16 protein-coding genes are annotated in these 20,514 nt (G+C 62.6%); 7 read left to right on the top strand and 9 right to left on the bottom strand.

What is annotated here, in order from left to right:
* The 3 genes from VSP_RS29660 (at nt 1) to VSP_RS29655 (ending at nt 2,563) form a co-directional block, all read left to right on the top strand.
* Nucleotides 1-765 carry a hypothetical protein gene (locus tag VSP_RS29660; protein ID WP_009965307.1) on the top strand — a complete coding sequence of 255 codons (765 nt, stop codon included), beginning with the start codon at nt 1-3 and terminating at the stop codon, nt 763-765.
* Nucleotides 766-798: 33 nt separating this feature from the next.
* Nucleotides 799-978 (top strand): AraC family transcriptional regulator, encoded by a 180-nt coding sequence (locus VSP_RS41615; protein ID WP_081452801.1) that lies wholly within the window; start codon nt 799-801, stop codon nt 976-978.
* Nucleotides 979-1,315: 337 nt separating this feature from the next.
* Nucleotides 1,316-2,563 carry a vWA domain-containing protein gene (locus tag VSP_RS29655; RefSeq protein ID WP_009965306.1) on the top strand — a complete coding sequence of 416 codons (1,248 nt, stop codon included), beginning with the start codon at nt 1,316-1,318 and terminating at the stop codon, nt 2,561-2,563.
* Between the two features lie 285 nt (nt 2,564-2,848).
* Here the strand turns inward: VSP_RS29655 and VSP_RS29650 are convergent, their stop codons facing one another.
* Complete coding sequence (locus VSP_RS29650) at nt 2,849-5,536, bottom strand: cation-translocating P-type ATPase (protein ID WP_009965304.1); 2,688 nt, start codon at nt 5,534-5,536, stop codon at nt 2,849-2,851.
* Nucleotides 5,537-5,803: 267 nt separating this feature from the next.
* Here VSP_RS29650 and VSP_RS29645 point away from each other — a divergent pair, with 267 nt between their 5' ends.
* Complete coding sequence (locus tag VSP_RS29645; protein ID WP_044135131.1) at nt 5,804-7,543, top strand: ABC transporter ATP-binding protein/permease; 1,740 nt, start codon at nt 5,804-5,806, stop codon at nt 7,541-7,543.
* Between the two features lie 131 nt (nt 7,544-7,674).
* Here VSP_RS29645 and VSP_RS29640 read toward each other — a convergent pair whose 3' ends face one another.
* The 3 genes from VSP_RS29640 to VSP_RS29630 are packed head-to-tail and all read right to left on the bottom strand — an operon-like array spanning nt 7,675 to nt 11,218.
* Nucleotides 7,675-10,425 (bottom strand): bifunctional acetate--CoA ligase family protein/GNAT family N-acetyltransferase, encoded by a 2,751-nt coding sequence (locus VSP_RS29640; protein ID WP_009965300.1) that lies wholly within the window; start codon nt 10,423-10,425, stop codon nt 7,675-7,677.
* A gap of 24 nt (nt 10,426-10,449) precedes the next feature.
* Complete coding sequence (locus tag VSP_RS29635) at nt 10,450-10,911, bottom strand: c-type cytochrome domain-containing protein (protein WP_009965298.1); 462 nt, start codon at nt 10,909-10,911, stop codon at nt 10,450-10,452.
* A gap of 22 nt (nt 10,912-10,933) precedes the next feature.
* Nucleotides 10,934-11,218, bottom strand: coding sequence for a hypothetical protein (locus VSP_RS29630; RefSeq protein WP_009965296.1), 285 nt, complete (start codon nt 11,216-11,218; stop codon nt 10,934-10,936).
* Nucleotides 11,219-11,610: 392 nt separating this feature from the next.
* Between VSP_RS29630 and VSP_RS29625 the strand changes: the two genes are divergently transcribed.
* Complete coding sequence (locus VSP_RS29625) at nt 11,611-13,545, top strand: heavy metal translocating P-type ATPase (RefSeq protein WP_009965294.1); 1,935 nt, start codon at nt 11,611-11,613, stop codon at nt 13,543-13,545.
* Nucleotides 13,546-13,850: 305 nt separating this feature from the next.
* Here the strand turns inward: VSP_RS29625 and VSP_RS29620 are convergent, their stop codons facing one another.
* Nucleotides 13,851-14,324, bottom strand: coding sequence for an Hsp20/alpha crystallin family protein (locus VSP_RS29620; RefSeq protein WP_009965293.1), 474 nt, complete (start codon nt 14,322-14,324; stop codon nt 13,851-13,853).
* Between the two features lie 322 nt (nt 14,325-14,646).
* Between VSP_RS29620 and VSP_RS29615 the strand changes: the two genes are divergently transcribed.
* On the top strand, nt 14,647-15,096 hold the full coding sequence (locus VSP_RS29615) for a c-type cytochrome domain-containing protein (RefSeq protein WP_029190871.1): 450 nt from the start codon (nt 14,647-14,649) through the stop codon (nt 15,094-15,096).
* Between the two features lie 258 nt (nt 15,097-15,354).
* On the opposite strand, the gene VSP_RS29610 is transcribed toward VSP_RS29615, so the two are convergent.
* Entirely contained in the window at nt 15,355-15,750 is a 396-nt protein-coding gene (locus VSP_RS29610) for a hypothetical protein (RefSeq protein ID WP_009965289.1), read from the bottom strand.
* Nucleotides 15,750-16,517, bottom strand: a complete 768-nt coding sequence (locus VSP_RS38010) for a methyltransferase domain-containing protein (protein WP_156345187.1) — start codon at nt 16,515-16,517, stop codon at nt 15,750-15,752. Before VSP_RS38010 ends, VSP_RS29610 begins: the two co-directional genes overlap by 1 nt.
* Before the next feature lie 168 nt (nt 16,518-16,685).
* Here VSP_RS38010 and VSP_RS29600 point away from each other — a divergent pair, with 168 nt between their 5' ends.
* Nucleotides 16,686-18,041, top strand: coding sequence for a sigma-54-dependent transcriptional regulator (locus VSP_RS29600; RefSeq protein WP_009965287.1), 1,356 nt, complete (start codon nt 16,686-16,688; stop codon nt 18,039-18,041).
* A gap of 182 nt (nt 18,042-18,223) precedes the next feature.
* On the opposite strand, the gene VSP_RS29595 is transcribed toward VSP_RS29600, so the two are convergent.
* Nucleotides 18,224-19,018, bottom strand: coding sequence for a sulfite exporter TauE/SafE family protein (locus VSP_RS29595; protein ID WP_009965286.1), 795 nt, complete (start codon nt 19,016-19,018; stop codon nt 18,224-18,226).
* A 52-nt stretch (nt 19,019-19,070) separates the two neighbouring features.
* Complete coding sequence (locus tag VSP_RS29590; RefSeq protein WP_009965284.1) at nt 19,071-20,495, bottom strand: MBL fold metallo-hydrolase; 1,425 nt, start codon at nt 20,493-20,495, stop codon at nt 19,071-19,073.
* Between the last annotated feature and the right edge of the window lie 19 nt (nt 20,496-20,514).

Genomic DNA, 20,514 nt, shown 5'->3' with positions numbered 1-20,514 from the left:
ATGCTGGACGAGCTGCTCTACACGGAGATGACGGCGGTGGACCTGCTGCGGGAGTGGTACCCGCCGCCGCCGCTGACGGTGCCCCTGGCCACGGGGGAATGGCGCGCCCGCTATGCGCGAATGATCTTTGTCTACCAGATCCGCAACTGGGAAGACGATGAGACGCCACCGGCATGGGATACGCTCGACGTCACGGTGACCGATATCTTCCCGCTGATCACGTTCCGGCTGGGGCGGCTGCTTTGGCGCAAGCAGAAGCTCAGTGAGGAGAGCGATATCGTCACCACCACCCAGCGAGAGCAGGTGCGCTGGCGCTGGATCTGGGAGATCGATGATCATCCCATGGCCTGGCGCATGGTGCACATCCGCTGGCGCTATGAGGAACGGCTGACGGAGAATGGTGTGCCGAGCACCACCTGGGGTGGCACCAACGAACACTGGTGGAAGGGCGCTGTGCCCGAGGATTATGATCCTGGCGACGACGCGACCTGGCCAGGCACGGACTGGGAGGAGACGCCACTGCCCTCAGTCCCTGAGCCTGCCGATCCGGGAGTGGGGATCACCAATACCAATGAGGGCCAGACCTTCATGGACTGGGTGTGGCCTCACAAGACCTTGCTGGCTCTTTACCCGCAGTACCCCTTCGACGGGATGGAGTCCCTGTTCGCGCCAGGCTTCATTCCTGGTGCCTATGAGCCTGCACACATCTACGGCCGCCCGAAGTCCAATGGGAAGTTCTTCGGCCGCCCACCGACCCCGCCGTGACGGCTTGCAAGGGCCTTGCAAGGTGGGTGGGTGATGGCTACGAAAGTGGAGTCGCGACGTGAAAGTTTCTCAGATCGCTGCAATTCTTTCTCAGATCGTTTGCGGCGTTACTCTATTCGCCATGGCTTTTGCGATCAGAGCACCTTTGCGCAGCACTTTCGCAAACGGATGGGTATGACTCCGCTACAATTCAGGAAGCAATATAAACGCTGAATAGCTGTCGCAGCCCTGGTGACGGCGGTGCGGTTTGAAGCTTGCTTCAGGTTGGCCAGTGTTCTTCAGCCGGGCGGCGGAGCTCGTCACGAAAGCCGTGTGCACCTCATTGTGGTTTGGAAACTACGAGCAGCTTTCTTTTGAGGAACGGACGGGGGATCCTTGATGGGCAGGGTGGTGGCCTTTCGTGCCAGCCCTTGCCCATGACGCGGGAAAAGTTGGCATTCGTTGTAACTAAAGTGCCACGAGCCGCATCTGACATAGGTGACTTTGGACCCGGGTAATGCTGTGCGGGTTCTGCAAGCATCTCCTAATTGTCCTGGACTAGACCTTAAAAATGAGCATGCGACAAACCGCCTCTGTGCCGCTGGTGGATGGAACTTCTGCTGACTCCCCGGACCCGCTGCTGGCGCAAGTCTCATCGCTTGTCCCCCAGGCGCTGGCCACAGATGCTGCCGTCCTCGAGCCCAATATGCTGGTGAGGTACTGGCGTAAAGCCGGTGGTGGGTCACTGGTGGTGAGCCTGCTCATTCACGCGGGGATTCTGGTCGCGGCGTACTTTCTGGTGGAGACGATTGTGCTGGAGAAAAAAGTGGACTTCCTGTCGGGAGGCGGGAGCAAGGCAGGCCAGGAAGCTTCGCGCGATCTTGCGCATCAAATGCAGCAGAAAAAGCGATCCACGCTGAGCAAGACGGTGCCGATGCAGAAGGTGGTAAGCACCAGCAGCAATGCGGCGATCGCACTCTCGGATCTACCCATGGAGAGCATGGAGATGCCGGAGATGAGCAGCGTGATGGGCGGGATGTCTGGGAGTGCAGGATTTAGCAGCCAAGGTGCGGGCGGTGGATTTGGTGCAGGGATCGGCACCGGCGGCATGAAGGGGGTGACGTTCTTCGGCATGGCCTCGCCCCTGGACCGGGTGGTGTTCGTGCTTGATTTCTCGGCTTCAATGAAAAAGAACCAGGTGGAACTGGTGGTGAATGAAATGGGCAGGACGCTCAAGATGCTGCCAATGAGGGCTCAATACCAAGTGATACAGTTTGCGGGCGGTGCGAAGTTTGCGGACCGGAGCTGGAAGGTTGAGCAACCGGGGACGTTTGAGCGCGTCATGGTGCACCGTGGGAAGACAAAGTATCGCTTCTTCTCGCCGACGAAGTCCCATACAGACTATGCCTTCGACGGAAGGGACGACGAACTGCCCAAAGACGACTGGCTGAACGCCAACCCCGTAAATGTCGGGCGCACCAAGGAGGAACTGGACAAGAAGGAAACCTGGAGCGGCACCGACTGGCGCTGGGCGTTCAAGACGGCATTGAACATGCAGCCGCCACCCAAGGTCGTCTATTTCATGACGGACGGATTGGGCGGCTCAAACGTGGAGCTCATTCTTGACTACAACAAAAAGAAGGCCAAGGCGAGGCTCAACACCTTCCTCATGCATACCAGTGCCGGCGCGCCACTCATGAATGAGATCGCCGACAAGACCGGGGGCCGGTTTACCATCGTGAAGAACGACGGCTCCACCATTCCAGGCGATATGTATTTCGGCAACAAGGCGAAGTATGACATGGAGCTCAAAGACTAAGAACCTGTTGGAATAAAAACACCCGGGTGCGGCAGGTTGCTTAAAGGGAACATGACCAGTGCGACTTTGTCGGGATGACGGTCCACCCCGGTAGGTTGTGAGGCGTTTTTATCCAAAAGGGTTCTAAGGGGGCGTCTTTTAGCATCGATTGTTTTTCGGAGCCATGGAGCAGCAAACCGTGAGGTCTCCGTACTACCTGCTGAAGCGGTGCAGTGCAGTCGTAAAACAAACCGATCACATTCCCGCGCTGATGAGTGAGCGCTTCGGGCCCGGGCGGAAGCCGGTTCAGCGGAGGCCGGGGTTGGAGAGGTCTCTACGCGCGAAGAACTTACGTATCTCCTCTGCCCAGAGGACGAGACTGCCGAGAAGGCCAATGAGGAAGAAGTCGGCCAGAGGAATGGGGACGGTGTGAAAGATGCGGTTCATGGGCGGGGCATAGACGACCAGGAGGTGGAGGAGATTGCCCAGAAGCAGGCCGCCCGCCAGCCAGGGGTTGCGGAAGACTCCCAGATTCAGGGCGGACTGGCGGGCGCTGCGGCAATTTAGCACATTGAACCACTGGCAGAGGGCCAGCAGGGTGAAGGTCTCCGTCTGAACGAGCTCGAAGCTGACCCCGGTGGACAATCTCCAAAGATAGAAGCCGAAGGTGGCGGCCACGGAGACGCCGGCCATGATGAGCAGGCGTGCGACCATGGAGCGGTTGAGCAGAGGCTCGGAGCGGGTGAGTGGCCGGCGGGACATTTCATCGCCTTCCAGCCCTTCCATGATGAGGTTCACGGTGACGGTGCCTTCCGTGACGATGTTGATCCACAGGATCTGAACGGCGGCAAGGGGCAGGGGGAGACCGCATAGCAGGGCGAGGAGGAGGACGAGAACCTCGTCCAGAGAGGTGGCAAAGAGGAAGAGGACGACCTTGCGCAGATTCTGGGCGACGAGCCGACCCTCCTCCACGGCGCGTACGATGGTGGCGAAGTTGTCGTCCATGATGACCAGTTTGGCGGCGCTCTTGGCCACCTCTGTGCCGGTGATACCCATGGCCACGCCCACATCTGCCACGGCGAGCGCCGGGGCGTCATTGACGCCGTCCCCGGTCATGGCCACGACCTGGCCCTGAGACTGGAAGGCCTCCACGATACGAAGTTTTTGCGCCGGGTGCACCCTGGCAAAAACGGAAATGCGGTCCAGCACGGCGCGGAGGTCCTGTTCTGGCATGAGGTCCAGCTCAGTGCCGTCCACTGCCATCTCACCCGCCAGGGTGATGCCGAGAGTGCGGGCGATGGCCAGCCCGGTCGCCTTGTGGTCACCTGTCACCATCACCGTGCGGATGCCAGCGGCGCGGCATTTCGCCACGGCGGAGGCTATCTCCGCACGGGGCGGGTCCATCTGCCCCACCAGGCCGAGGAAATGAACTTTACCTTGAAGGGGGAAATTGTCGGTTGTCTCCTCAAGCCGTCCATTTTCCATCGAGGCCACGGCGAGGAGCCGCAGGGACTGGGCGGCGAGGGTTTCCACGGCGTTCTTGACGAGCTGTGCGTCGAATGAGGCAGGATCGCAGAGGTGCAGCACAGACTCGGGCGCTCCCTTCACCACGGTGAGGGTCCCGGCGGGCGTGCGATGCCGGGTGACCATGAGCTTCGTGGCGGGATCAAAGGGGATCTCACCCACGCGGGGGAACTGGCGACGCAGGGCATCTGGGTTCAGGCCGCCTTTGTAAGTCAGCACCAGGAGCGCTGCCTCGGTGGGGTCTCCTGCGATCCTCCAGCGGAGGTCGTGGCTGTCAGGCGGCACCAGTTGGGCATCGTTGCATAACGCGACGGCCTTGAGGAGGCTCTGAGCCGCACGGTCTGTCGAGGAGAGAGGGTGGCCCCTCTCCAGAAGATCACCTTCCGGATGATATCCAGTACCGGTTACTTCAAGGTCACGTCCTGCGGGCAGATGGACCCGTGTGACAGTCATTTCGTTTTTGGTCAGGGTGCCCGTCTTGTCCGTGCAGATGACCGTCGTGGACCCCAGGGTTTCCACTGCGGCGAGACGGCGAACGAGGGCGTGGCGGCGGGCCATTCGTTGCATGCCGACGGCGAGGCCAACGGTCATGGCAACCTGCAAGCCCTCCGGCACGACGGAGACCATCTGACTGACAGCCACCATGAACAGCTGTCCAAGCGGGAGGCCACGGGCACTTCCCAGCACCAGGATCAGAGCGAACAGAATCAGGGCGCTGGCCGTCAACCATTGGCCAAAGCTGGCGAGCCGCTGTTCCAGCGGGGTCTGCGGCTCGGTCCCCTGCAGGGTCATGTGCGCGATCTTGCCCACCTCGGTGTGCTGCCCGGTGGCGACGACCAGGGCCCGGGCGCGACCGGCGGTGACATGGGTGGCGGAGCTGACCATGTTGGTCCGGTCTGCCAGGCCAGTAGCTCTGGGTAGGGGGGCGGTTTGCTTGGCGACGGGGAGTGACTCTCCGGTCAGGGCAGCCTCGGACACTTCAAGCGCCGCCACCTCCAGCAGGCGTGCGTCTGCGCCCACGGCATCTCCTGCGGCGAGCAGGAGGATGTCTCCTGGAACAAGGTCGCGCGCTTCGATGACGCACTCCTTGCCCTCCCGAATGACCCGGCTTGTGAGCGCGGAGAGCTGCTGAAGGGAGGACATGGAGTGCTCAGCCCGCCCTTCCTGGAAGGTCCCGATCAGAGCGTTGGCCATGACCACGAAGAGGATCACTCCCGCATCGGTGCCGTGACCGATGGAGGCAGAGATGGCCGCGGCAACAAAGAGGATATAAATGAGCGGGCTCGCGAACTGCCGCAGAAACAATCGCCAGAATGGCCGGTGCTTTACCTCCGGCAGGGTGTTGGCCCCCCACTCCGCCCGCCGGCGCTGGAGTTCTTCCGCAGTCAGGCCAGTGGCAGCGCTGGTATTCAGGGTGGAGCAGGCCTCCTCGGGCCCTAGCTCGTGCCACGGTGTGTCTGGGTAGCTCATAGAGTGACGGGGGTGTCGGGGCAGACTGGGCTGGGGCTGTGCATGCCTTGTCCAATGCGGGGGTGATATTGAGGTCGTCCGGCTGGTTGGGCCCAGTCCGGGCCCGGGTCAAAAGCGGCGTGATAGATGCCAAACCACGCTGGGCGAGCCCGTGCTGACATGCCAAGTTCCGGCTTGCTGGGCTGCCTGCATGCCGTGGCGCACGGCGCACCCGGCATTGACAGGGGCCTCTTGTCACGCCAGAGCGCCTTTGTGCATGCCGCGCCCATGAATCCTCCTGAAGCAAAGCCCAGAACCCCTGGATTCGGTTTCGGCAGGGTACGGCAGGCCATCAGCCGATTCGCCTCCTCTGAAGAGGGGGGGCGTGCGAAGAGGCTCTTTGCGCTGCTCATCGTGTCCATGCTGGTGCTCAATGCGCTCAATGTGGTGAACAGCTATGTGGGCCGGGACTTCATCACCTCCGTGGAGAGCCGCAACATGCCGCGCTTCATGTCGGTGTCACTATTGTATGTGCTGGTGTTTGCGGCGTGCACGTTGGTGGCGGTGTTTTACCGCTTCTTTGAGGAGCGGCTTGGGATCTTGTGGCGGGACTGGCAGACGCGGGAGTTTCTGGGGCGGTACCTCGACAAGCGCACCTACCTGCGGCTCGCGGCTGCAGGAGGGGTGGACAATCCCGACCAGCGCATCGCCGAGGATGTGCGCGCATTTGCCGCGACCTCGCTGTCGTTCTTCCTCATGTCTGTGAATGCGGCGTTCACGGTCATCGCCTTCTCGGGCGTGATGTGGTCCATCAGCCCCCTCCTGTTCGCCGGAGCGGTGGGCTATGCCCTGCTGGGGTCTGTGGTGACGATCCTGCTGGGGCGGCGGCTCGTGGGGCTGAACTATGCGCAGTCCGACCGGGAGGCGACCTTCCGCGCGGAGCTGATCCATGTGCGGGACAATGGGGAGGGCATGGCCATGCTGCGCCGTGAAGACCGTGACCGCGACCGTCTGACGCGGGCGTTTGCCGATGTGATCACAAATGCGTGTCGAGTTGTCTCCGTGAACCGGAACGTTTCCTTTTTCACCACGGGGTACAACTACCTCATCCCGGTGATCCCCGTGTTTGTGGTGGCGCACCTGTTCATGAAGCAGGAGGTCGAGTTCGGGGTGGTGACGCAGTCGGCCATGGCCTTTGCGCAGCTCATGGGGGCGTTCTCGCTCATCGTCACGCAGTTCCAGTCCATGTCGTCGTATGCGGCGGTAATTTCCAGAATCCGCGGGCTGACGGATGCGATGCGCAGCGCCTCGGGTGCGCCGGAGGGCGGTCTGCAGGTGAAGGAGGAGAACGGCACGCTGGCTTACGAGCAGGTGACGCTGCTTTCCTCAAGCGGCCGGCCGCTGGTGAGGGATCTCTCAGTGGTCATTCCCCGCGGGCGCCGGGTGCTGATCCGTGCGGTGAACAATCGTGCCAAGCTGGCCCTCTTCCGCGCCACGGCGGGACTGTGGCGGGATGGCTCCGGCCTGATCACACGGCCGGATGATGAGCGCATCATGTTCCTGCCGGAGCGGCCCTACCTACCGACGGGCACGCTGCGGGATCTCATGGTGAAGCCGGGTGATGAGGGCACCGTCACAGGTGCCCAGGTCGAGGCGGCGCTCGGGGCGGTGGGGCTGGCGGCGCTGCCCGGCGTGTTTGGCGGTCTGGATGTGGAGCAGGCTTGGAGCGGCATTCTGTCGTTTGAGGAGCAGGCGCTGCTCGCCGCCGCCCGCGCGTTGCTGGCGGCACCGGAGATCGTGTTCCTGGACCGCATCAGCTCCTCGCTGGACAAGGTCGAGCTCCTGCGGGTCCTGGAGGCGTTCACGTCGCGGGGCATCAGCTATGTGGCGCTGGGGCGCCTGGGTGAGGAGGCGCAGTGGTTCGACCACGGGCTGTATATTGCCGAGGATGGCACCTGGGAGTGGGACGGGCCCCGCAGGCCGGAAGATAGGGACAGGCCGGGGGCTGGCGCATCAAAAGAGGCGTGATACGTGCCTGCCCACGCAGGAGCCACCCCCAGGGTAGATTGAGCTCTCAGAAGTCATCACGACCGAGGGGCCCGGCCCGGAGACCCCATTTCGCGTCTTTCAATCCCCAGCGTGAGCCCTGCAGCGGGAGCTCATAGGATCAATTCCGCGCTGCACTCGGCGGTATCGATGTTGCAGTGCACCGTGAACCCGGCGCGCCGTGCCAGTTGCTGCATGCCCGAGTTCTGCGGGAGCATGGTGGCGGTGATGCGGGCCAGTCCCTCATCTCGCCCAACCCGCACGAGCAGGTTGAGCAGGCGGGTGCCGAGTCCATGGCCCTGCCAGGGATCGCTGATGAGGAGGGCGAACTCGCCCTCGTTGAGGCCATGCAGCTTGCTGAGCCGCCCCACTCCCAGGATTTCCGCCTGGTCCTCCCCCGGGGGGCGGCGTTCCACGACCAGGGCCATTTCGCAGTCATAGTCGATGAAGCAGAGACGGCTGAGCCGCTCATGGGCGACGCGTTGGTCCAGTCGCATCTGCATGAGGTAGCGCTGGTACACGGTGCGCTCTGAGAGGGTTCGATGAAACCTGGCCATGGCGGGCTCGTCCTCCGGGGTGATGGGGCGGATGGTCGCCGTGGTGCCATCCTGCAACGGGAAGGTCTGAATGTACCGGGCCGGATAGGGACGGATGGCGGGGGCCGGGAGCTTGTCATCGGGTACCTCACGGGGATGGAGCACGATCCGGGCATCCAGGGCGAGCATGCCCTCCGGGGAGGCCACGAGCGGGTTGACGTCTATTTCCGCGATCCGCGGGTGGCTGACGATCAACTGGCTGAAGCGGACCAGGATCTGCTCGAGGAGAGCCAGGTCCACGGGAGGGTGCCCCCTGCCTCCCTGAAGTGCGTGGTAAACGCGGGTCTGCTCCATGAGGCGGCGGGCGAGGGTGGCAGTGAGCGGGGGCAGGCCCAGAGCCTGATCCTGGAGCTCCTCCACAAAAATGCCGCCAGCGCCAAAGAGCAGCACAGGGCCGAACTGCGGATCCACGCTGCTGCCGAGAATGAGCTCGCAGCCGGACCGGCGCACCATCGGCTGGATGCTCACGCCCTGGAAGTGGCCTGGGCCGGCCGCTTTTTGAACCGCCTGTTCGATCTCCAGCCAGGCGAGCCTCACCCCCTCAGCGTGGCAGATGTCCAGACGGACGCCTCCCATGCCGGACTTGTGGGTCACGGTCTTTGAGTGAAGCTTGATGGCCACGGGGTAGCCGATCGCGTCGGCGAGGTGCACCGCATGGTTCACAGTGGTGGCCACGCGGGTCTCCACGACGGGAATGCCGTAGGCAGCCAGTATTTCCTTGGACTCCGTCTCTGTCAGCAGGCTACGGCTGTCTTGCTGCACCTCGCGGATGAGCGCCGTGGCGCAGGCCGCTGCATTGCCATCTGCGGCGATGCCAGTGTGACGCATTCGCACGGGTGTTTCATACAGGGAGCGTAAGTTCTCTCCGTAGCGCCACATGAGAGCGAAGGCCCGTGCCGCCATGTCGGGGAAGTCATAGGTGGGAATTCCTGCGGTGTTGAGGATCTCTCGTCCCTGCTCTACAGCCGCCCCTCCCATCCAGCTGGCGAGGACCGGCTTGCCCGAAGACTGGGTGGCCTGGATCACCCGTTCCGCGATGGCACCGGGAGCGGTCATGGACTGCGGCGTGAGGATGACGCACACGCCGTCCACCCCTGGTTCCTGGCAGGCGGCTTCCACCGCAGCGGCGTAGCGGCCCACATCGGCATCACCCAGTATATCGAGGGGATTGCCATGGCTCCAGTGCGGTGGCAGCACTGCGCTGAGCTTCGAGAGGCATTCTGAGGAGAGCTCTGCCATCTTGCCGCCGCTGGCCACGAGCCTGTCTGCCGCCAGGGCCCCAGGGCCTCCGGCATTCGTCACGATGGCCAGATGCGGGCCGCGTGGAGGCGGCTGCTTTGCCAGCACCTCCGCCATGTTGAACATCTCCTCCAGCGTGTTCACCCGCAGGACGCCAGCCCGGTGAAATGCGGCATCCAGCACGGCATCACGGCCGGTCAGCGCTCCGGTGTGCGAGGCCGCTGCCCGTGCTGCCGCCTCCGTCCGACCCACCTTCAATACGATGATCGTCTTGGTCAGGGCCACTTCCCGTGCTGCTGAGAGGAAACGTCGCGCATCTCCTGCGGACTCCATGTAACACACGATGCTCCGGGTGTGGGGCTCGTCGCCGAAGTACGAAATCACATCCCCCCAGCCCACGTCGAGCAGGGAGCCGAGGGAGACGAAGCCACTGAACCCCACCTTTTCCCTGAGGCTCCAGTCCAGCACCGCAGTGCAGAGCGCGCCGCTCTGGCTGAGAAAGGCGACGCTGCCAGGCCGGGCGGAGGTCGCGCTGAAGCTGGCGTTAAGCCCGGCGTGGGGCATCATGAGACCGAGGCAGTTGGGCCCGAGGATCCGCATCCTGCCGCGGCGCGCCTCCGCCATCACCTCCTGCTCCAGGCGGGCGCCTTTCGATCCTGTTTCCTTGAACCCTGCTGAAAGGATCACCGCCGCCGGGATGCCGCAGTTCGCGCATTGCCGGATGATGCCTGGCACCGTCTCTGCCGGAGTGGCGACCACCGCCAGGTCCACGGAGTGGGGGATGGCCGCCACCTCCCGCCAGGCCTGCTGCCCCTGGAGTGAGGTGTGGACCGGATGGACCGGGTACACGGGCTTCCCCCATGTCGTGAGATTTTGCAGCAGGGCCGCACCCACGGAACCGGGCTTGTCTGATGCCCCGATAACGGCAATGCTGCGCGGCGTGAAGAGCGGGGCCAAGGCGTGCCTCTGCGGGCGGCGGAGAATGTCGTGCGCCTGATCCGCAGCAGAGGTCGAAGGAGGGGAGCTCATAGACCTTGCGATGACGGACATCGATCAATGGCTCTCCGCAGCGGTTCCGTCAACAGGCACTTTGAGCCGGCCCTTTTCCCCGGTGGGCCAGTGTGCTCCTTGCTGGATCCAGGCCCGGACACCGTTGAGCTCGTCGTCGCTGATTTTGTCCGGCGCGGGCGGCATGCCGAAGGCCTCCTCATGACCGAGACGCAGCACGGTGACCAGCAGGCTCTGATCCGGGTGGCCGGGCAGGATGACAGGCGCATGACTGCCGGTGGTCATGGCAGCACGACCGGTGGTAAGGTCCAGCCCCCCGAAAACCGGGGCGAGGCGGGGATTGTGGCACTCCGTGCAGTAGTACTCCAGGACGGGCTTCAACCGGGTGGCGAATGCCGCCTCCGATTCCTTGCTGTGAGAGGGCACCGTGGCACACCCGCCGGCCGCCAGCAGGGCAAGCGACGCGGCACCGGAAGCAATGCCGCAGAGGCGGGAGGGCAGGTTCATGAAGTTATTTCAGTGAGCCGCCTCATGCAGGGAGGCCGAAGCGGTGGTTCACGGTCACGGAATCGATGTGCAGCGAATTGGCCAGCAGACGCGTGGCAAGACGCTGCACAGCAACGAGCAGGAGCCGGTCAGACTGGACGGTGTCCAGATTTACTCCCTCATGCTTGATGGCAAGGATCCGGGCTCCGCTGACGAGCAGGTGCATGAGGTATTCCTCTGCTTCCACCGGATCGTCGGTCCGGTGCGTGTCCACATGCTGGTTATGCTGCGGGAAGACGGTGTAGTCGATTTCAAATTTCTTGATCATGGCGGTTGGTGGGTTTTGTTTGGAGATCCACCTGCCATCGTAGTTGATTTATTCAGGTTTTGCCATCCATGTATTGGCATCCATGCACCGAATCTTGTCCCGTGAGCAGTTCGCGTCTCAAGTGGTGCCAAGAACGCTCGCCTGTCGCATTAATCTGCTTGATTCACAAAATGTGGATGATAAACCCCAATGGCTGAAGAGCACCAGCGGGCAGATCGGCAACGGTTTGGTGCGCTTGCCAACCATGGTGGGAAGCTGGCCGGGCCGTGGAAAGGATCGGACACCCGGCACCCATGCGACAAGCGATTGCAGTTCAGGATAGCAAGATCTTGCTGGGATAGCCACTCCACAACGTTGAACACCCAGCTGTTCACCCCTCATCCCAAGCAATCATGATTCAGGCGACCGATCCCAGCGTGGAATCCACCGGCAGGTCAAATCACCCGGGGCACGCCCTGCCAGACCGCGGGCTCATTTCATGGGTGAAGCGGCAAAAAGGATTGATTGTCGCGGCGACCTCCCTGATCGCGATCTTCACCCATCTTGTGCTGCGTTTTGTGGTCCGGGCTGACGTCGCAACTTGCAACTATCCGCTTTTGGCGACGATTGTGGTGTGTGGCCTCCCGCTCGTGTGGGGGCTTTTGAAAAAAATGTGGAGGCGGGAGTTTGGTTCCGACCTGCTCGGAGGAGTGTCCATTGTCACTTCCTTTGTCATGGGGGAGTATCTGGCGGGTTCCATCATCGTGTTGATGCTTTCGGGAGGGGAAGCTCTCGAGAGCTACGCCCTGCGTAGCGCCTCATCGGTACTGGCGGCCCTGGCTAAACGCATCCCGTCCGGAGCGCATCGCAAGACTGCGGCAGGCATCGTAGATGTGCCATTGCATGAAGTGGCGGTGGGGGACACCTTGGTGATCTATCCCCATGACATCTGTCCGGTGGACGGTGTGGTCATTGAGGGACACGGCTCTATGGACGAGTCCTATCTTACGGGTGAGCCCTTTGAGATCACCAAGACCACCGGTTCACCGGTGATCTCCGGGGCGATCAACAACGACTCTTCCCTGACCATTCGCACCACGCAACTCGCTGCAGACTCGCGTTACGCAAAGATCATGGAAGTCATGCGAGAGTCTGAACAGACCCGGCCGCACCTGCGGCGTCTGGGCGATAAATTGGGCGCGGTGTACACCCCCGTGGCAATCGTCCTGGCACTCTTCGCCTGGGCTTTGAGTGGGGAAGCTCTGCGCTTTCTCTCCGTTCTGGTGATTGCCACGCCCTGCCCGCTTCTCATTGGCATCCCCATTGCGATCATCGGCTCGATATCTCTGTGTGCCCGGCGCGCCATCATCGTCAAGAACCCGCTCGCTCTTGAGCAAATTTCGAGCTGTCGCATCGGGATCTTCGACAAAACGGGGACGCTGACCTACGGGGAGCCAAAATTGACTGACCAAATCGTGGCTCCGGGGTTTGTGCAGAGGGACGTCCTTGCTCTCGCTGCCAGTCTGGAACTTTATTCGAGGCATCCTCTCGGATTGGCCATCGTTGCCCAGGCCAAGGCGGAGGGGCTGCCTCCGCTGGAAACCTCACAAGTCAGTGAGGCACCCGGCCAGGGGCTCCGCGGTATCGTAGCTGGTCATTCGGTGCAGATCACCGGCCGGCAAAAGCTCGCTGAAAGAGAAGTCGCGGGCAGGGATCTCGTCCCTCCTGTCGCCGGGGGGCTGGAGTGCATCATTGTCGTTGACGACAGATATGCTGCTACATTCAGATTGCGGGACGCTCCCCGGGCTGAGGGTCAGTCGTTCATTCATCATCTCGGCACGAAGCACCAGTTCAAACGGACCATGATCATCTCAGGTGATCGCGAGTCGGAGGTTCGCTACCTGGCTGAACAAGTTGGCATCACTGAGGTGTATGCGGAGCAAAGTCCCGAACAGAAGCTCGCGATTGTGCGTCGTGAAACGGCGCAAATCAAATCCCTCTATGTGGGTGATGGCATCAACGACGCGCCGGCTATGATGGCAGCCACCGTCGGGATCGCGATTGGCCGGAACAGTGACGTGACAGCGGAAGCTGCCAGTGTGGTGGTGATGGACAATTCCCTTACCAAGGTGGACGAGTTCATCCATATCAGCCGTCGCATGCGCCTGATCGCCCTCCAGAGCGCTGTGGGTGGCATGGCCTTGAGTTTGGTGGGCATGGTGTTGGCAGCTGCGGGGTATCTGGATCCAGTCGCAGGAGCCATCTCCCAGGAGGTTATTGACGTTCTTGCCGTCCTCAATGCCCTGCGGGCTGCCTTCCCGCCCAAGGTGATGTCTGACATCTCATGAGCATCCAAGGCCCTGATCGGGGCGGGGCTCGTGCTCCACGCCGGGAAGTCTCAGGGGTGCTGAAGGGCTGTGAGTTCGCCCTCAGGCTGACATCCAGCAGGAAGCTGGCGGAAGGTGTCTGCCAGTGGCGGAGATCTTCTTATCTTCTCAATGGGACGCATTAGAATACGAAGCGCATGACGGACAACAGTGAGTTCATGAGCAACCACGGACCGCGAGCCCACCTTCAGCGGCCGATGACCAATGCGCGGCGGTTGTGATCCCAGCACAACCGCCGGAGGTACCGGAGCCTGCCGACCTCATGGTTAGTTCAGCTTGACCTCCACGCTTTTGGGTTTGGCCCGTTCATCCTTGGGCAGGTGGACGGTCAGAATGCCGTCTTTGAACTGAGCCTCGACCTTCGTGGCATCGACGGCATCCGGCAGGGTGAAGCTTCGCAGGAAGCTCCCGTAGGATCGTTCTACACGGTGGTACTTCTTGCCCTCTTCTTCCTTCTCGAACTTGCGCTGGCCGGCGAGGGTGAGTTCGCCGTTGGTCACGGTCACCTTGACATCCTCCTTTTTGATTTCCGGCAGCTCGGCTTTGATGACGTACTCCTTGTCGTCCTCGGTGATGTCCACGGGAGGGGCCCATTCTGCGACCGTAAGGGCCTCTTTGGCACCGCCATTGCTGGCGGCTGTGGGGAAAAGCCGGGACAGGCGGTTCTCCATTTCACTGATCTCTTTGAGCGGGTCCCAGGTGCCGGTTCGGAACGGGGTCCAACGAGTGAGTGTATTCATGGTACTGACCTCGATTGCGGAATTGGGTAAAACCCGCAAGGGTCGTCCGCTTTATTCGACCCAAGCAGGGGCGTGTGTGAATGTACGCGTCATCCATATTAGACTCTGCGGATCGCGAATTTGCCCGTCGTATCTTGTTGAAAGAAAGTCATATTGTGGGCTGCTTGTGGTTGGATGCCCGTGGTTGCAGCGTTATGGGACTTGTGTTTAGCAAGGAAGGCTTGGTAGAGGCTGCCTGTAGGGCGTATGATGAGATCAAGGAAGCCGTATGAAATACCCCTCTCTTCACCAAGCGATGGTTTGTGTTTTTTCGGGTCTGCTCATGAGCGCATGCGCAGGTCCGGGTGTGGAGAGTGAGCGTGGCGGGGAGACCGCGCCGGAGGGGTTGTCTGTTCTGGTGCCAGAGGTCCTCCGCCGCACGAGGGGAGCGGTTAGTTTTGAACATCAGGTGAAGCCCATTCTGGAGAGCAAGTGCCTGAGCTGCCATTCTGACCAAGCGGCAGCGGGAGCTTATCGGCTGGAGTCCCGGGATATGGCGATGCAGCCTGGTGCCTACGGTCCCCGTATTGTACCAGGCAGGCCGGGTTCCAGCCGCCTGCTTCAGGTGACGGCTGCGCATCAGGGGGTGGTGGCGATGCCGCTGGTGGGTGCGAGGCTGACCCCGTCCGAAGAGAAAATCCTGTGGCGATGGATTCAACAGGGGGCGCCATGGCCCGAAGGGGTGACCGGTGCGCTCCGGCCCTCCCTGGCGGAGCTGCATCCGCAACGCTGATGCGCTGCGCTGTTGGGGAGAGACGCAGTGGGGGAAGCTGGCAAAGAGGTCTGACGTGGGGCGGGCACTTAGAACCTGTTTGGATAAAAAAATTCCGGGTGTGGCAGGTTCAATCAAGGGAATGAGTAAGAGCAGCTTGGCCGAGCCTGGACTGCGTTGCTCATCCATTGTGAATCTCTCGATTCGCGCCCTCTTCGCGCCTTGTCCAGACTCCCAACGCCTCGCAACACCCCCAGTGTTTTTTATCCAAACAGGTTCTTAGCGACGCAAGTCCCTCAACAGCATCCAGGCGAGCGCCCAGGTTTCAATGCGGGCGCGGATCTGGCCGAGGTTGATCTCCTGCTCCTTTGACTGCCAGGGAGTGGCGAGGTCCCGGCGGGCGGCCAGCACCAGTTGGAGCAGCAGCCGTGGCGTCACGTGCAGGGCCAGGTGAGCCTGCCCCCTGCGGCCCAGTTTTGTTTCCTCTGCCCCGAGTGCGAGGACAAAATCCTCCGAAAGGCGAGGGTCTCCGCACATGTCCAGCCAGGCTTTGACTGCCGCGATCATTTCCTGCTCCACGAGAAATGAACACTTAAATTCGTTGCCTCGTCTGGAGCTGCTCAAGTCATTGTAAAGATTTTCCATGGTGGTGATGGCCGGGCGTGTGGAATGCATCAGGACAGGATCCCGGACGATAGAAGCGCGTGCGCCATCGCCCCCTGCCGGTAGATGCCGCTCCTGCTGGATGCGGGGCGAAGGTCGTCGGCATTGCTGAGCGCAGCCGCCCCGCATGGTGCCATGAGGGAGTGATGCCGCCGTTTGATCCAGAAGCGCAGCCGGTCATCGAACTGCGACCCAACACAGTCATAGGAGTCCGGGATCTCCTCCTGGTCTCCCCAGTAAGTCGCCACCCGGGTGCCCAACGGGACAGCGGACAACTGCCGGTAAACGTGCGCCGTGTAGAGGTCGTAGAGCCGGGGATCGAGCGTCACGCTTGAGTCGATGCCATAGGAGGGCAGCGAGTTTTCCTGGAAGGGGTTGAAGAGGTAGAAGGCGTCAAACTGGCCGAAGTCGAAATCGACGATATTTCCTTGAACGATGGTGGCCCGGGGAATCTGGAAATGTTGCAGCAACGACTGCGCAATACGGACGAGATTCCCCCTCTGCTCCACGCCGATGAAGTGGCCCTGGGTGGCGGAGGCGCCCACCGCACAGAACTTGCCAGGGCCGCAGCCCACATCCAGGACCCTGTCTCCCGGGCGGTCCGCGAGGAATCGGGCGGCCTCATGGGCCACCGCGACGGGCGTCCAGTGCCGCTGGGAGAGGTCCTGAAACGGCTTTGGCAGGAGAAGGTCGAACTCTGCGTCGGTCTGGAAGGGGCGGGGCTGTGGGGCCGGGTTCGCCGGCTCAGAGTGCACACTGTTGCTGGAAAATTGGGGCATGTTGAAGCTGGGAGGCAGGTTGGGTGCCAATGCTGTGTGAAAAGATGTAATATGTTGAGCAAGAGGTGATTACGAATCGGTGTAAATTCTGGAAACCGAGGTGAAGAAGGGGTTGTGTGCAAATATTGCACTTGACCGTGACGTCTTGTGCAAGGTAGCTGCGCCTTTATGGACCCCTCGCAGATCCACATTCTGTTGCTTGATCGGAAGCTTGGCGCCGCCAGGGCCATCCATCACATGTTGACGGAGGCCGGCTACCGCGTGGCGGTCGCCACGGATGAGGTGGCGGCGCTGCACCTCGCCTCGGGGGAACTCTTCAATGTCGTGGTCAAGTCGTTCGATGCGCGACAAGTTGCGCCGGAGTCATTGATGCAGAAGCTGAGGAGCCAGGCACCGGACACGCAGTTCATCCTGGTGGCCGAGGGCAGCACGGTGGAGGCAGCAGTGAGCGCGATCAAGTGCGGGGCCTTCGACTATCTCACCACACCGCTGGAGGAGGGCAGGCTGCTGGCGTCGATCGCGAAGGCGCTGGAGCACCAGTCCCTTACGGCGGAGGACCAGCAGCTCAAAATCCGGCTGCGTCGCCGCTCAGATCCCGACATCTTCGCCGGTGGCAGTGAGGTGATGCAGGCGGTGAGCCGGCTGATTGCGAAAGTGTCATCGACGGACGTGACGGTGTTGATCGAAGGGGAGAGCGGCACGGGAAAGGAGATCATCGCCCGGGCCATTCACGAGAAGAGCCGCCGCCGCGCGCGCCCGTTCATAGCCGTCAACTGTGCGGCGCTGCCTGACAGCCTGATTGAGGCGGAGCTCTTTGGTCACGTGCGAGGGGCCTTCACTGGGGCGGTGGGCGACCGTCAGGGGCGGTTTAGGCAGGCGCATGGCGGCACGTTGTTTCTGGACGAGATCGGCGATCTTTCCCCCAAGGGGCAGGGCGACCTGCTCCGGGTGCTGGAGGATGGTATGTACCGCCCGATCGGGAGTACGAAGCTGGAGCGGGCCGATGTGAGGATCGTGGCGGCCACGAACAAACGCCTGGAGGAGGAGTGTGAGAAGGGCTGCTTCCGGGATGATCTTTACTACCGGCTGAACATTGTCACCATCTGTCCGCCGCCGTTGCGGGAAAGGGTGCAGGACATTCCAGACTTGGTGTCGTCCTTTGCGCAGCATTTCTGCGCGAAGCACCAGCGGCGGCCAAAGAGGTTCACCCCCGAGGTGCTGGCCCTTTTTCAGGCGCTGCCCTGGCCCGGGAATGTGCGGCAGTTGCGCAATCTGGTGGAGCGGCTGGCGGTGACGGTCTCGCAAGGCGTGATCGGCCGGGAGCAGATTCCAGAAGATCTGGTCAACCCGGGCCGGAAGCGAATGGGGTTCACGATCCAGCCAGGCATGAGCATCGCCCAGGTGGAGTCGGAGTTGATCCGGCAGACGCTGCTGAAGTGCACGTCCAACCGGGAGGCGGCGGCCGGCATTCTGGGGATCAGCCGAAGGGCGTTGCAGTACAAGATCAAGAGCTACGGCCTGTAGCCGCTGAAGCTCGGTGGGCGTCGAGTCTTGGCAACAGTATTCGTAATAGCCTGTCTTGTGGGGAAGTATTACAGTATTCGTAATAGCCTGTCTTGTGGGGAAGTATTCGTAATAGCCTGTCTTGTGGGGATGGTCTTGTGGGGATGTGGGCTTCCTGTCGGGCGGGCCTGAGGATGTGCCGGTCAGGGCAGGAGGAGATTGCGCACCAGCATCCAGAGGGCGACGAGCCACATGGCGGCGGCGAAAAGCCGCTGGAGGGTGTTTCCATGAACCCGGGAGCGCAGGGTGCTGCCCAGAAGCATGCCGGCGAACCCGCCGCCGATGAAGAGGAGGCTCAGCGGCATGGGGAAGAGCTGGCCGTGGAGCATGTGGGCGATGACGCCTGAGACGGAGATGAGGAAGATGACGAGCAGGGAGGTGGCCACGGCGCGGTGGATGCTCATGCCGGTGACGAAGAGGAGCACGGGGACGATGATGAAGCCGCCGCCCACGCCGAAGAGACCGGAGAGCAGACCAGCGGCCGCGCCGCCGGAGCCCAGGCGGAGATAACACTCCGGGCCGAAGGCTCCGGGACCGCGTGCGACACAGCGGCTGGGCGGGGCGTCATCCTCCGCTCCGCGCCCACGCCACATGCGGGCACCGATGTAGGCCATGAGGAGGGCGAAGGTGCTGAGCAGGAGAGCGGCGGGGAGGTGACGCCCAAGGGTGGTGCCGAGAGGGGCGGTGAGCATGCCCGCCACGGCAAAGATCAGACCAGCGGGCCATTCCACCTCGCCATGGCGCAGACGTAGCAGGGCCCCAAATCCTGCGGTGAGTCCCACTGTGGCCAGGCTGAGGCCCATGGCGGTGCCCACTGGTACGGAGAGGCCGTAGAGCAGCAGCGGCACCGCGAAAATGGAGCCGCCCCCGCCGGTGAGCCCGAGTGAGGCTCCTACGAGGAGCCCGCAGGCGACAATGAGGAGGGTGGCGGTGTCCATGGATGGTTCCCTGTCTGCCAGGGGGCGTTGGGGTTCGTGGAAACAGCGAGGCTCAGGCGAGCAGGGCAGCGGGCAGGTTGGGGAAGGCGTCATTCACATGGATGACGCGCCGCCCGCGACGGGCCAGCCAGGCGCTGGCGGTGGCCGCGCGCATGCCGCTCTGGCAGTGCACCACCAGGGGGACACCGGTGGGCAGCTCCTCCTCCCGGGCGCGGAGCCGCGTATGGGCTATGTTCAGCGCACCCCGGGCGTGCCCCGCAGCGTGCTCGGTAGAGCGGCGGACGTCGAGAATGACGGCACCTGCTGTGGACTGGAGGAGGGCCGCCAGCCCGGCAAAGGTGGTGGTGGGGAAGCTGCTGAGCATACCCTCAGGTGCCTCCACCAGCACGGCGGCGGGAAGCCAGCCCACCACATGGTCAAAGCCGATGCGCAGCAACTGACGGGCGAGGCCGTCCACCTGGTCCGCCGACTCCACCACCAGCACCACTTCCTGCGCGGGATCAAGGAAAGAACCTGCGAATCCGGAGAAGTCTCCGCGCGAGGGGGCGAAGAGGCTGCCGCGCAGATGTCTGCCTGCAAAAGCCTGCCGGTCATTCCGGGAGTCCACCACGACGAAGTCTGGGGAGCTGAGGCGGGGCTCCACTCCGGCCAGGTCCCAGGCGCGCGGGGGGACAATGGGGCCCAGAATCGCGGGGCCCGTCTTGTTCACCTTTTTCATGTTGGCGAAGTAGAGCGGCGGCTCGGGCTGGCCTTCCAGAATGAAATCCACAAAGGCCTGCTCCGCGTCATTCAGGGCGAGCCGGAGCGCATGGTTGAACCGCTTCTCATACCCGAGGGTGGAGGTGGGCACGGCACCGAGCGATTTGCCGCAGGCGCTGCCGGCTCCATGGGCGGGCAGCACCTGGAGGTGGTCTGGCAGGGCGGAGAGCTTCTTCAAGCTGTGGTACAGCTGGCGTGCGCCGGCCTCTTGGGTCCCGGCCTGGCCCGCTGCCTGCTCAAGCAGGTCCGGGCGCCCCACATCCCCCACAAAAAGGAAGTCTCCGGAGATGATGCCCAGGGGCTCGTCCGCCCCGCCGCCCTGGTCGGTGATGAGGTAGCTGAGGTGCTCCGGCGTGTGCCCAGGAGTGTGCCAGGCCTGGAGCTGGATGCGGCCGATGTGGAACGTGTCACCGTCATGCAGGAGCCGGGTTTGCGGGAGATCCCGGGCCCACTCAGACTGCCAGTCGGGGCCACCCTCTGCGGACACGTACACGCTGGTTTTCCCATCTGCACTGAGCTCACGCGCACCGCTGACGAAGTCCGCGTGGATGTGCGTCTCGGCAACGGCGGTGATCTTCAGGCCCGCGGCAGCGGCGATCTCCTGGTACTGGGAAACATCGCGCAGAGGGTCGATGACGATGGCTTCGCCGGACTTCTGACAGCCGATGACATAGGCGTATTGGGCGAGATGGGAATCGAAGACTTGGCGCAGGAACATGGCGGTAGGGGCTAAGGAT

This window comes from Verrucomicrobium spinosum DSM 4136 = JCM 18804, assembly GCF_000172155.1.
GTDB lineage: Bacteria > Verrucomicrobiota > Verrucomicrobiia > Verrucomicrobiales > Verrucomicrobiaceae > Verrucomicrobium > Verrucomicrobium spinosum.
This window is presented reverse-complemented; position numbering and strand designations above follow the sequence as displayed.